General features: G+C 63.0%; 10 protein-coding genes. 3 read left to right on the forward strand and 7 right to left on the reverse strand.

Annotation, left to right across the window (positions count from 1 at the left end):
- Positions 1 to 3 precede the first annotated feature (3 nt).
- The gene (locus NQ519_RS11475) at positions 4 to 1,464 is read left to right on the forward strand and encodes a lipopolysaccharide biosynthesis protein (protein ID WP_019151016.1); all 1,461 of its coding nucleotides are present in this window, start codon (positions 4 to 6) and stop codon (positions 1,462 to 1,464) included.
- Positions 1,465 to 1,498: 34 nt separating this feature from the next.
- Here NQ519_RS11475 and buk read toward each other — a convergent pair whose 3' ends face one another.
- From buk to NQ519_RS11510, 7 genes are all read right to left on the reverse strand, one after another.
- Positions 1,499 to 2,566, reverse strand: coding sequence for a butyrate kinase (gene buk, locus NQ519_RS11480; protein ID WP_026076585.1), 1,068 nt, complete (start codon positions 2,564 to 2,566; stop codon positions 1,499 to 1,501).
- 46 nt (positions 2,567 to 2,612) lie between these two features.
- On the reverse strand, positions 2,613 to 3,521 hold the full coding sequence (locus tag NQ519_RS11485) for a phosphate acyltransferase (protein WP_019151014.1): 909 nt from the start codon (positions 3,519 to 3,521) through the stop codon (positions 2,613 to 2,615).
- 36 nt (positions 3,522 to 3,557) lie between these two features.
- Positions 3,558 to 4,760: an acetate/propionate family kinase gene (locus NQ519_RS11490; RefSeq protein WP_026076584.1), complete on the reverse strand. Its 1,203-nt coding sequence runs from the start codon at positions 4,758 to 4,760 to the stop codon at positions 3,558 to 3,560.
- A 210-nt stretch (positions 4,761 to 4,970) separates the two neighbouring features.
- The gene (gene crcB, locus NQ519_RS11495) at positions 4,971 to 5,345 is read right to left on the reverse strand and encodes a fluoride efflux transporter CrcB (protein ID WP_019151012.1); all 375 of its coding nucleotides are present in this window, start codon (positions 5,343 to 5,345) and stop codon (positions 4,971 to 4,973) included.
- 108 nt (positions 5,346 to 5,453) lie between these two features.
- Positions 5,454 to 6,710, reverse strand: coding sequence for a glutamate-5-semialdehyde dehydrogenase (locus NQ519_RS11500; protein WP_019151011.1), 1,257 nt, complete (start codon positions 6,708 to 6,710; stop codon positions 5,454 to 5,456).
- Position 6,711: 1 nt separating this feature from the next.
- Positions 6,712 to 7,803: a glutamate 5-kinase gene (proB, locus tag NQ519_RS11505; protein ID WP_019151010.1), complete on the reverse strand. Its 1,092-nt coding sequence runs from the start codon at positions 7,801 to 7,803 to the stop codon at positions 6,712 to 6,714.
- A gap of 123 nt (positions 7,804 to 7,926) precedes the next feature.
- Positions 7,927 to 8,598 (reverse strand): response regulator transcription factor, encoded by a 672-nt coding sequence (locus NQ519_RS11510; RefSeq protein ID WP_019151009.1) that lies wholly within the window; start codon positions 8,596 to 8,598, stop codon positions 7,927 to 7,929.
- A gap of 127 nt (positions 8,599 to 8,725) precedes the next feature.
- Between NQ519_RS11510 and NQ519_RS11515 the strand changes: the two genes are divergently transcribed.
- On the forward strand, positions 8,726 to 10,705 hold the full coding sequence (locus tag NQ519_RS11515; RefSeq protein WP_019151008.1) for a DEAD/DEAH box helicase: 1,980 nt from the start codon (positions 8,726 to 8,728) through the stop codon (positions 10,703 to 10,705).
- 183 nt (positions 10,706 to 10,888) lie between these two features.
- Positions 10,889 to 13,063 carry a DUF349 domain-containing protein gene (locus tag NQ519_RS11520; RefSeq protein WP_044118795.1) on the forward strand — a complete coding sequence of 725 codons (2,175 nt, stop codon included), beginning with the start codon at positions 10,889 to 10,891 and terminating at the stop codon, positions 13,061 to 13,063.
- Positions 13,064 to 13,065: the final 2 nt, after the last annotated feature.

Below are 13,065 nucleotides of genomic sequence, written 5' to 3' on the forward strand. Positions count from 1 at the left end.
CCGTTGGGGGGACAGCTCAGAGAGAAGGTCGCGCAGGGCGTGGCGTGGAGTATGGCCGAGAAGATCGGTTCGATGCTGCTGGCTATGGCCGTGCGGCTGGTCATTCTGCGCCTGCTGACGCCCGACATCCTCGGATTCATGTCCATCCCGTCGGCCGTGGCGACCATCCTGCTGGTGGTCGTGGACAGCGGCTTTTCGCAGAGTCTGATCCGCCACCGCGACCCCTCGCAGAGCGACTACAAGTCGGTATTCCTCTTCAATATGGCCGTGTCGCTGGCGCTCTACGCTGCGCTGATGGCGCTGATGCCCTTTGCGGCGCGCTGGTACGACATGCCCCAGATCGCGCGGATCGCTCCGGTGTTTTTCCTGCTGCTGCCGCTGAACGCCCTGTGCGCCGTGCAGAACACGATCTTCATCCGTCAGTTCCGCTTCGCGCTGTTGTCGAAGGTGACTTTCACGTCGTCGCTCGTGGGCGGATTCGCGGCCATCGGCTGTGCACTGGCCGGGTGGGGCATCTGGAGCCTCGTGGCCGAGCGGGTGATAACCGTCGGCGCGAGGACTGCGATCCTGTGGTGGCTGAGCGACTGGCGGCCCCGCGGGCGGTGCAGCGTGAAGCCCCTGCGCGAGATGGCGCCTTTCGGGTGCAGTCTGATGGTGACCGATCTGATTTCGAATTTCTACAACAAGATACCTCAGTTTTTCCTCGGAAAGCTCTATCCTGCGGCGACACTCGGATCGTATGACCAGGCGGTCAAGCTGAAGGACATGCCCGCGACGACTGGGATGCAGGCGGTGCAGAATGTCACCTTCCCGGCCTTTTCGAAGATCCGGGACGACGCCCCGAAACTGGCCGAAAGCTACCGTCAGGTGGTGATGGTCGTGGCGTATGTGATGTTCCCGATCATGGCGGGGATGTCGGCCGTGGCGCACGACATGTTCGCCGTTCTGCTGGGGGAGGGCTGGATGTCCACGGCGCCCTATTTCGAGGTGGTGTGTCTGGCGGGGCTCTTCTCACCGATCGCTGTGATCGCCTATAACATCCTGAAAGTCCGCTGCTCGGGGCCGCTGCTCGTGCGCCTCGAAGTGGTGAAGAAGCTGCTGATGACGGCGATCTTCGCCGTGACCATCCCCCGCAGCGTGACGGCCGTGGTGTGGGGACTGGTGGCCATTGCGTTCTGCGAAATGGCGGTCAATTTCCTCGCCACGACCCGTTTCACGACGCTCTCGTGCGCACGGTTCGCGCGGACGTTGCTGCCTCCGGCGTTGCTTTCCGCGGCGATGTACGCCGTCGTGCGGCTCACGGCGGCGGCGGTTCCCGGCAATGACCTGTTGCGGCTGGTCGCCGAGATCGCGGCGGGGGCGCTCTGTTACCTGCTGCTCTCGGCGCTGTTCCGGTTGGAGGCTTTCCGCGAGGTGGTCGCCATCGTGCGCCGGCAGCTGAAAAAGAAAGACCGCCCCGTTTAGGCGGTCTTTTCGTTTTCCGGATGGATGATGCGGGCTATTGGTAGACCTTCGGGGTGATGACGCCCCGAAGTACGACCAGTGCGTTCATGACCAATGCTTCGAGCTCGTTCTCCCCGGGGTAGACCTCGACGGGTGCGATGAAGCCGCAATGTTCGCGGATATACTCCACGATGGGTTCGTTGTAGGCGATGCCGCCCGTGAGCAGGATCGCCTGAACCTTGCCCGAAAGGGCTCCGGCCATGGCGCCGATCTGTTTCGAGATGTTGTAACACATGGATTCCAGCACCTTTTTGGCCCGCTGGTCGCCTTTTTCGATGCGTTCCATGACCTGAATGACCGAATTGGTCCCCAGGTAGGCCACCAGACCGCCTTTGCTCGAAATGAATTTCAACAGCTCCTCTTTCGTGTACTGTCCCGAGAAGCAGACCTTGATGAGCTCGCTCGACGGGATGCTGCCCGCACGGTCCGGGGCGAAGGGCCCGTCGCCGTCGAGGGCGTTGTTGACATCGACGATGCGGCCCTGTCTGTGCGCCGCGACCGAGATGCCGCCGCCCATGTGGGCCACGATCAGGTTCGATTCTTCGTAGGTCCAGCCCATGCGGCCGCAGTGCAGGCGCGCGATGGCCTTCTGGTTCAGGGCATGGAAGATCGGCTTGCGCGGGCACATCGGCATACCCGTGATGCGGGCTGCGTCGTCCATCTCATCGACCACCGGGGGATCGGCTATGTAGGCTTTCACGCCCGCCATGTGGGCGATCTGCGCCGCGAGCAGTCCCCCGAGGTTGCAGGCGTGCTTCATCGGGGCGTTGCGCAGGTCGTAGCGCATCCGGGAGTTGACCTCGTAGACTCCGGCAGGGATGGGGCGTATCAGTCCTCCGCGGCCGATCACGGCCGACAGATCTTTCAGGTTGAACGACTGTTCGCGCAGGGCCGAGAGGATCAGCCCCCGGCGCCAGTCGAGCTGGTCGATGACATTGGCGAATCGGGAGATCTCTTCGGTCGAGTGGCGCAAGGTCAGATCCAACAAAGGCCGCTCCTCGTCGTAGAGGGCGACCTTCGTGGATGTTGAGCCGGGATTTATCGCTAAAACTTTGTAGCCCATAAGTTCTCGGTTCGTTAATGGTTTGGGTTAGCCCCGTGTCCGGGTTTTATTTTTTCACTGCCAGGCAGGCCAGGGCGATGGAGAAGAGCTTGGTCTTGCTCGTGTCGCCGCGGGAGGTCAGCACGCAGGGGACCTTCGTGCCCATGACCATCGCCGCCAGTTCGCCGCCGCAGAGGTGCGTCACCGACTTGAAGAAGACGTTCGCTGATTCGATGTTGGGGAACAGCAGGCAGTCCGGATCGCCGGCCACCGACGAACCCTTGACCTTCTTGTGTTCGGCCACCTCCTTGTAGAGCGCCACGTCGAGCGACAGCGGGCCGTCAACGACGACCTTGCCCAGCTGGCCGCGGTCGGCCATCTTGGCCAGCAGCGCGCCTTCGGTCGAGGAGATCACGTTGGGGAGCAGCTGCTCCGAGGGGGCGATGCAGGCGATTTTCGGGGCCTCGATGCCCAGCAGGTTCGCCGTGCGGGCCAGGTAGCCGATCTGCACCATCTTCTGCTTGAAGTCCGGAAGCGGAATCACGGCAACGTCCGAAATGATGAGCAGTTTGTGGTAGCAGGGCATCTCGACGATCGCTACGTGGCTCAGCACGCCCTTCGGGGGGAACAGTCCGGCCTCCTTGTTGAGGATGCCGCGCATGTATTTGTCGGTCGATACGAGACCTTTCATCAGAACGTCGGCGTTGCCCGAAACGACCGATGCGACGGCCTGCTGGACGCATTTCACGTCGTTGGGTTCATCGACGATGTTGAAAGCCTTGATGTCGATGCCGTTCTCCTCGCAGACCTGTTTGATGACCTCCTTGTCGCCGAAGAGCGTGGGCTCCACGAGCCCCTCCTTGTAAGCCTCGTAGACGGCTTCCAGCGTATGCGAATCCTGTCCGTAAGCGACGGCCAGACGTTTTTTACCCCGTTTTCTCGCCTCTTCGACGATTTCGGTAAGATGCTGAATCATGGTTATGACGGTATTTAATGTGTTAAAGTTGAACGTTTATTTTACCAGGTTGTAGGTGTCCGTGGCGATCACCAGCTCCTCGTTGGTGGCGATGGTCGCTACCTTGACTTTCGAATCGGCGGCCGAGAGGATCTTGTTCACGCCCCGGGCGCCCTTGTTGGCCGCCGGGTCGAACCGGACGCCCATGAATTCCAGTCCGCGGCACACCTCCTCGCGCATCTCGCACGAGTTCTCGCCCACGCCGCCCGTGAAGACGATCAGATCCACGCCGCCCATTTCGGCCGCGTATTCGCCGATGAACTTCTTGATGCGGGCGTAGTACATGTCGCGCGCCAGAATCGCGCGGGGATTGCCCTCGTCGTAGGCCCGGTCGATGTCGCGCATGTCGCTCGAAATGTCTGTCAAGCCCTGCACGCCCGATTTCTTGTTCATCATCTCGTTGAGCTGGGCGTAGCTCATGCCCTCCTTCTCACCGATGAACGTGATGGCGCTGGCGTCCACCTGTCCGCAGCGGGTGCCCATCACCAGACCGTCCAGCGGCGAGAATCCCATCGACGTGTCGAACGACTTGCCGTCGAGGACGGCCGTCACCGAACCGCCGTTGCCGATGTGGCAGGTGATGATCCGCGAGTGGCGGAAATCCAGCCCGGCGAGCTCGGCGCCCACCTTGGCCACGTACTTGTGGCTGGTGCCGTGGAAGCCGTACTTGCGCACACGGTATTTCTCGTAGTAGGCGTGGGGCAGGGCGTACATGTAGTTCACCGCGGGGATCGACTGGTGGAACGAGGTGTCGAAGACCGTGACCTGCGGAACGCCCGGCAGCACCTTTTCGATCGAAAGCACGCCTTCGAGGTTGGCGGGGTTGTGCAGCGGGGCGATTTCGAACAGCGAACGGATCTTCTCCTTCGTATCTTCGGTGACGATGCAGCTCTCGGGGAAGAACTCGCCGCCGTGGGCCACGCGGTGACCGACGGCCTTCACCTCGTCGAGCGACGCGATCACGCCGTGCGCGGGGTCCGTCAGGGCGTCGAGCACGAGTTTGATACCCGTCGTGTGGTCGGGGATCGGCTGATGCAGTTCGAAATTCTCCTTGCCTACGGGTTTATGGGTCAGATCGCCTTCCGGGAGGCCGATGCGTTCTACGAGTCCTTTTGCGAGCAGCTTGCTCGACGACGGCTCCATGTCGATCACCTGATACTTGATCGACGACGAACCGCAGTTCAAAACCAGAATTACCATTTACCTTATTTTTAAGTTTTACTTTATTATGTATGCTTTTTCATTACCGGCCGGTGTTGTCGCCGCCGTCGGCGTCGTTTACAAGTCTGACCCCACCCCAAACCCCTCCCTCGGGAGGGGCTTGTCGCGGCGCGACCGGGATTTCGTCCGGGTTGTCAGCCGGGATTTCAACCGGGTTGCAGGTTATTTTTAATTCTTAATTTTTCATTTTTAATTACGTGCAATTTGCGCTCTGATCCACATCCCCAGCGCCGCGAAAGCGATGCACGTCACGACGCTCAGCGCGATATAGGCCGCCGCGGGGCCGTAATTCCCGGCGCGCAACAGCCGCACGGCGTCGGCCGAAAAGGTCGAGAAGGTGGTGAAGCCTCCGCAGAATCCTGCGACGAGCAACCATCCTGCCGCGGCCGACGAGATCGTTTCCAGCAGGATGCCGATCAGCAGCGATCCGACGGCATTGACCGCGAACGTTCCGGCGGGAAATCCCAGCAGCGTGTGTCCAGCCAGCAGCCATGCCGAAAGCATGTAGCGGACGACGCTGCCGGCGGCGCCGCCGAGCCCCACGGCCAAAAGTTCACGAATCATAAGCTAAATATAGGCATTATTTTACGATGCAGCAAATTTAAGTAAAAAATGCTAACGATTCGTTCTATTTTTTGCCCGAATAGGTGGAAAAATTATCGGAATTGCATCTCAGGAGTCCCGGGTCTGCCCGTCGCCCGAAACGACGTACTTGTAGGTCGTGAGTTCGGGAAGCCCCATCGGGCCCCGGGCGTGGAGCTTCTGGGTCGAGATTCCGACCTCGGCGCCGAATCCGAACTGGCCTCCGTCGGTGAAGGCCGTCGAGACGTTGACATAGACGCACGCCGCGTCGGTCCGCTGCGTGAACAGCCGCGCCGTCTCCGCATTCTCGGTGACGATCGCCTCGCTGTGGCGCGAGGAGTAGCGTTCGATGTGGGCCAGGGCTTCGTCGAGCGAACCGACGGTTTTGACCGCCAGTTTGTAGTCGAGGAACTCGGTGCCGAAATGCTTCTCCTCGGCGGGGCGGAGCAGGCTGGCGGGGTAGCGGCCCGCGAGAGCGGCGTAAGCCTCCGTATCGGTGTAGATCGTGACCCGTGCGGCGGCCATCGGGTCGCACAGTTCGGCCAGCTCCCCGAGGCGGCTGCGGTGGACGATGAGGCAGTCGAGAGCGTTGCAGACGCTCACGCGCCGCGTCTTGGCGTTGCAGATCACGGCGCGGCCTTTCGCCAGGTCGCCGTCCGCGTCGAAATAGGTGTGGACGATGCCCGCGCCGGTCTCGATGACGGGAATGCGGGCGTTCTCGCGCACGAAGCGGATCAGCCCGGCACCGCCGCGGGGGATCACCACATCGACGTAGCCCACGGCCCCGAGCAGCGCCGCCACGGCTTCGTGGTCGGAGGGCAGCAGGGTGAAGGCCGCCGGGTCGATGCCCTCGCTGCGGAGCGCTTCGTGGAGCAGGGCGGCGATGGCCTCGTTGGAGCGGCGGGCGTCGCTGCCGCCTTTCAGCACGCAGGCGTTGCCCGTCCTGAGACACAGCGAGAAGATGTCGGCCGTGACGTTCGGACGCGCCTCGCAGATCATTCCCACGACGCCGAACGGCACGCGGACCTTGCGGATCGACAGTCCGTTGGGGCGGGTCCACTCGTCGATCGTCGTGCCCTGCGGTGCGGGGAGCCCGGCGACGGCCTCCATGTCGGAGGCGATGCCTGCGATGCGTTCGGGCGTCAGCCGCAGCCGGTCGCGCAGGGGCGAGTCGGCGGTCATCGCCGCGAGGTCGAGGGCGTTGGCCTCCAGCAGGCTGTCGGCGTGTGTCCGGAGCAGCCGGGCGGCCGTCATGACGGCGCGGCCCAGCGTCGCGGCGTCGGTGCGGGCCAGTTCGGTTCCCGCGCGGCGGGCGGCGGCGAAGAGGGTTTCGTATTTCGTATCCATTTTATTCCAGATATAGGTAATCGCAGTGAATCAGCGGCTTGAGACCCTTGCGGCCCAGGTTGCGGCGGGCCGTGGCGCTGTCGCACGAGATGCGGCCCACGCCCAGCGGCGCGCCTTCGGGCGAGAGGATGCGCACGATGTCGTCGCGTTCGAACTCCCCCTCGACGGCGGTGACCCCCACGGCGAGGATGCTCGCGGCCTTGCTTTGCGAAATGGCCGCAGCGGCTCCGGCGTCGAGGTGCAGGGCCCCTTTGGCGAAGCCCTCGCTGCTGGCGATCCACTTCTTGACCCCCGAAGCGGGGCGGGGCGCCGCCTCGAAGCGCGTGCACACGACATCGCGGCCCGTGAGGACCAGATCGGTCAGGATGCCGTCGCGGCGGCCGTTGGCGATCACGACCTCGATGCCCTCGCCCGCGACGCGCGACGAGATGCGGCTTTTGGTCGTCATGCCCCCGCGGCCGCGCGAGGAGCGTGCGGTGTCGATATACTGCGAGAGGTCGCGGCCCGGAGCCACGCGGCGGATGACCTGCGACGCGGGGTCCGCGGGCGATCCGTCGTAGATGCCGTCGATGTTGCTCAGGATGACGAGCGCCTCGGCGTCCATCATCGCGGCCACGAGGCCCGAGAGTTCGTCGTTGTCGGTGAACATCAGTTCGGTGACCGAGATGGTGTCGTTCTCGTTGACGATCGGGACGACGCCCGCGGCGAGCATCGCCTCCATGCAGTTGCGCTGGTTGAGATACTGGCGCCGCGTGGAGAGGCTCTCCTTGGTGGTGAGCACCTGCCCGCAGACGATGCCGTATTCGTTGAAGAGGTCGTAGTAGCGGTTCAGCAGCTTCACCTGTCCGACGGCCGAGAAGAGCTGGCGCGCCGAGACTGTGTCGATGCGTCCGACCCGGGGTTCGAGGACGCTGCGGCCCGAGGCCACGGCCCCCGACGAGACGAGGATCACCTCGACGCCCGCGCGGTAGAGCCCTGCGATCTGGTCCACGAGCGCCGAGATGCGCGTGGTGTCGGGCCGTCCGTCTTCGCGGGTCAGCACGTTGCTGCCGATCTTGATGACGATGCGGCGGTATTTTTTGTTACAGTCCAACGTTTTTATAAGTTAAATGTTAAACGTTAAAGGTGAAAAGTTTACCGAAAGTGGAAAACCTGATCTCGGGGAACTGAATGCCCGGCGTCCGAAACCTTTCACCTTTCAACTTTCACCTGATTGTCAGGGTTCATATTTATATCCCACGCCCTTGACCGTCACGATGCGTTCGTCGCCGATCTTCTGGCGCAGCTTGCGGATGTGGACATCGATCGTGCGGTCGCCCACGACCACCTCCGTGCCCCAGATCTTGGCGTAGATCTCCTCCCGCGGGATCAGCCGCCCCGGCGACGAGCAGAGCAGGTCGAGCAGCGCGAATTCCTTGCGCGGCAGGGCGATTTCCCGCCCGTCGCGGATCACGGTGTAGCGGTCGCGGTCGATCGTGATGCCCGGGGCCGGCGGTGCGGCGGGGACCGCGTCGGCGTCGATGCGTTTGAGAATCGCCTGCACGCGGCTCACCAGCAGCTTCATCTTGATCGGCTTCGTGAGGTAATCGTCGGCTCCCACGCCGAAGCCCGCCAGCTGCTGCTGCTCCTCGCCCAGCGCCGAGAGGAAAACCACCATCGTGTCTTTCAGCACGGGGTTTTCGCGGATGGCTCGGCAGGTCTGCGCACCGTCCATCACCGGCATCATCATGTCGAGCAGAATCAGGTGCGGACGGCATTCGGCGGCCTTTTCGAGCGCCTCGGCGCCGTTCTGGGCCGTGAAAACCTCGTAACCCTCGCGGACGAGGTTGTAACGGACGAATTCGAGGATGTCGATCTCGTCGTCAACCAGCAGGATGCGATGACTCATAGTTGTCGGTTTCAGGTTCGGCGGACCCTCTTGCGGGGCCGTCGTGCGGATAACTCTGCGAAGATAGTGATTTTCCGGCGAAAAATCCAATAAATTGTCGTACCTTTGACCTTTCAAATATATCCGTATGACCAACGAAGCTGATTTCAGCACATTGGGCCTCAGCGAGCAGATGCTCGAAGCGGTCCGCGCAAAAGGGTTCGAAACTCCCACATCCATTCAACGACTCACGATTCCCCGCCTGCTCTCCGGCGGAAACGACATCATAGCACAATCCCAGACCGGCACGGGCAAGACCGCCGCTTTCGGACTGCCGATACTCCAGCAGACCGAACATTCGGCCGACGGGGTGCAGGCCCTCGTCCTCGTCCCGACGCGCGAACTGGCCGTGCAGGCCGCCGAAGAGCTCCTGAGCTTCAACGCCGGGCGGCGGCTCTCGATCACGGCCATCTACGGAGGGGCCGCCATGAGCGAGCAGCTGCGCCGTCTGTCGCGCGGCGTGGACATCGTCGTGGGGACCCCGGGCCGCGTGCTGGACCACATCCGCCGCGGCACGCTCAAACTCGACAAGGTCCGTTTCCTGGTGCTGGACGAGGCCGACGAGATGCTCGACATGGGTTTTCTCGAAGATGTCGAAGAGATCATGAATCATACGGGCGCCGACCGCCGCGTGCTGCTCTTCTCGGCCACGATGCCCGAACGGATCGTCCGGCTGTCGGAGGCTTACATGCGCGATACGGAGATGCTGCGCATCGAGTCGCAGCACCAGACCGCCGATCTGACGAACCAGATCTATTTCGAGGTGCGCGAGGCCGACAAGTTCGACGCTCTGACGCGCATCATCGACATCGAGCCGGATTTTTACGGCATCGTCTTCTGCCGCACGAAGATCGGCGCGGACGAGGTGGCGACGCGCCTCGCATCGCACGGCTACGCTGCCGAGGGGCTGCACGGCGACGTGTCGCAGGCCCAGCGCGAAAAGATCCTGCGCAAGTTCCGCGACCGGACGGTCAACATCCTGGTGGCCACCGACGTTGCGGCGCGCGGCATCGACGTGTCGAACCTTTCGCACGTCATCAACTACTCGCTGCCGCAGGATTCGGAGAGCTATGTCCACCGCATCGGCCGTACGGGCCGTGCCGGGCGCGAGGGCACGGCCATCACCTTCATTTCGGGCGCCGAGCTGCGGCGTTTCAATTGGATGATGCGCGACATCAAGGCCGACATCCGGCGCAAGACGCTCCCCTCGCCGCAGGACATCGTGGCGATGAAGCGCGCCAAGATCAAAGAGGAGCTGCGGGAGATCGTCGAGAGCGAGTCTTACGGCGACTATGCCGACTATGCCGCCGAGCTGCTCGAAACCTATGCGCCCGACGTGGCGCTGGGGGCTCTGCTCCGGCTGGCGTTCCGCAGCGAACTGGACCAGAGCAGCTATCCCGAAATCCGTTCGTTCTCGGTGGACCGCAAGGGCAGGACCCGGCTGTTCCTGACCCTCGGGACACGCGACGGCTATTCGGGCCGCAAGCTGGTCGAGATGCTCAAGCGCAAATGCGGGCTGCGCGACAAGCATATCGACGACGTGCGCCTCTTCGAGAATTATTCGCTGGTGAGCGTGCCGTTCAGCGACGCCGAGAGCGTCGTGAGCCGGCTCAACGCCTCGGGCGGACGCCGCCGCATCGCCCGGATCGACCGCGAGGATGCGGTCGCAGGGGCGAAACCGGAGCCGGGCGAATCCCGTCCCGAGAAGCGGAGCCGCCGCCGGGATGCGGAGCCTGCGCCGCAGGCCGCGGAACGGAGCCGCAGGGAGGCGGCCGAGGTCGCAGAGGAGGAGAGCCGTCCGAGAGAGAGCCGTCCGGAGGAGGAGACTCCGAAGGAGAGCCGCCCGGAGAAGCGGGGCCGGAAACGGGCTGCGAACGACTGGAACGTGCCCCCGGCGGGCGGCAACGAAGCCTTCGACTGGGAGGCTTTCCAGCGTTTCGCCGAGGCTGCGGCGTGGGAGAAGCCCCGGCGCGGCGGAACCCGAAGCGTGCGCCGCGGGGTGCGTCCCGTCACGACGGGGCGTCAGGCTGCGCCCAAACGTCTCGCCGCCAAGGACCGCAAGCGCTGACGGCGAACCGGAAATCGCCGGAAAACCGCGCCGCCGCACCGGGATTCGGGAATTTCACTCTTCCGGATGGCGGCGTTGTTGCATCTTTTGGTGAAATCATTTCCGGATTCCGCATAAAATGGTTACATTTGCGAGATTTATAGACTCCCCGTATATATACGGGAACCAAAAATGCGTACTGAGATGGCTACTGAAAAACCGACACTTCCTGCTCCCGAAGAGCCTGTCAGCCCTGCGGCTGAAGATGTGCAAGCGACCCCTGCCGTGACTGCCGAAGTCCCCGAAACCCCGAATCCTGCCGCCGAGGCGCCTGCCGAAGCGGAAACCGCTCCTGTTGCGGAGACTCCCGCCGAAGCGGCCGCCGGGGAGACCGAACCTGCCGAGGCGCCTGCCGGGGCGGAAGAAGCCCCTGCCGAGGAGGCCGCTCCGAGGGCGAAGCGCACCCGCATCCAGCCTGCGGCGGAACCCGTGGCCGAAGCCGCCGAAGAGGCTGCGCCGGCCGACGTGCAGGTGGATTTCGCCGACGAGGAGGCTGCGCTCGCCGCGCAGAACGCCGGACTGGAGATCGAGGACGAAACGCCCGAGGAGGAGGCCGCCGACCGTCTGGCCGGGGAGACGCCCGACACCGCGGACAAGTTCGCCGGCAAAGGCAAGGAGGAGTTGGTGGCGCTGTTCGCCCGGATGCTCGAGGAGCAGCCCGTGCAGTCGATCCGCCGGGATGTCGAGGCGCTGAAAATCGCCTTCTACCGCATCCGCCGCGCCGAGGTCGAGGCCGCACGCCGCCGTTTCATCGAGGAGGGCGGCGCCGAGGAGGATTTCGCCCCGTCGGTGGACGGAGCCGAAGTGCAGCTCAAGGAGCAGTTCAAGATATACCGTCAGCGCCGCGACGCCTTCATCGCCAATCTCGAAGCCGAAAAAGAGGCCAATCTGAAGGTCAAGCAGGCGATCATCGAGGAGCTGAAGGAGCTGGTCAACTCGGACGAGACGCTCAACCATACGTTCAACAAGTTCCGCGAACTCCAGCAGCGCTGGAAGGAAACCGGCATCGTGCCTCAGCAGTATGTCAAGGATCTGTGGGAAACCTATAACCTCCACGTCGAGAATTTCTACAATTTCATCAAGATCAACAAGGAGCTGCGCGATCTCGACCTGAAAAAGAACTACGAGCAGAAGGTCGCCCTCTGCGAGCAGGCCGAGGCGCTGATCCTCGAACCTTCGGTGGTCGAGGCGTTCCGCAAGTTGCAGAAACTCCATGACGAGTGGCGCGAGACGGGTCCCGTGGCCAACGAATACAAGGAGGCGCTCTGGGAGCGTTTCAAAGCCGCGTCGAGCCGCATCAACAAACAGCATCAGGAGCATTTCGAGGCGTTGAAGGGCGAGCAGGTCCGCAATCTCGAACTCAAAACCGAGCTTTGTGTTGCGACCGAGGAGCTCGCGGCGCAGCCGCTGACCACCCGCAAGGAGTGGAACAAGGCCAGTGACCGTCTGCTGGAGATTCAGAAGACCTGGAAGACCATCGGATTCGCTCCCAAGAAGGACAACAACCGCATCTACGAGCGTTTCCGCACGGCGTGCGACCGATTCTTCGAGGCCAAGCGGCAGTTCTATGCCGGGATGAAGACCGAGATGGAGCACAACCTCCAGCTGAAAACCGAGATCTGCGAGGCCGCCGAGTCGCTGATGAACAGCGAGGAGTGGAAGAAGGCCACCGACGAACTGATCGCCCTGCAAGCCCGCTGGAAGCAGATCGGGGCGGTGTCGCGGCGTCATTCGGATGCCGTTTGGAAGCGTTTCCGAGCCGCCTGCGACAAGTTCTTCGAGCGTAAGGCGTCGCACTTTGCGAGCGTTGACGGCGAACACGAGGAGAATTTGCAGAAGAAACTCGCCCTGCTGGCCGAAATGGCCGAGGCCGACGTGAAGGCCGGCGGTTACGAGGTGATCCGCGAGTTCCAGCGCCGCTGGGGCGAGATCGGATTCGTGCCCATCAAGCAGAAGGACAGCATTCAGAAGAAATACAAGGCCGCCGTCGATGAGCTGTTCAACACGCTGCGCGGCTCGGAGCGCGACCGCTCGATGGGCCGCTTCCGCGAGAAGGTCTCGTCGCTCAAAGCGTCGGGCGACCGCCGTCTGCGCACGGAGCGCGAGCGTCTGTACAACAAGGTGCGCCAGCTGGAGCAGGAGATCGCCCTGCTGGAGAACAACATCGGGTTCTTCGCCAAGTCGAAGAACGCCGAGGCGCTGGTGGCCGACGTGCGGGCGAAGATCGGCCGCGCCCGCGAGGAGATGGCGGCGGCCATCGAGAAGGTGAAGCTGATCGACAAACAGGACCAGGAAGAACAGAACAACGAAAACAAATAGTC

The organism is Alistipes senegalensis JC50 (assembly GCF_025145645.1).
Taxonomy (GTDB): domain Bacteria; phylum Bacteroidota; class Bacteroidia; order Bacteroidales; family Rikenellaceae; genus Alistipes; species Alistipes senegalensis.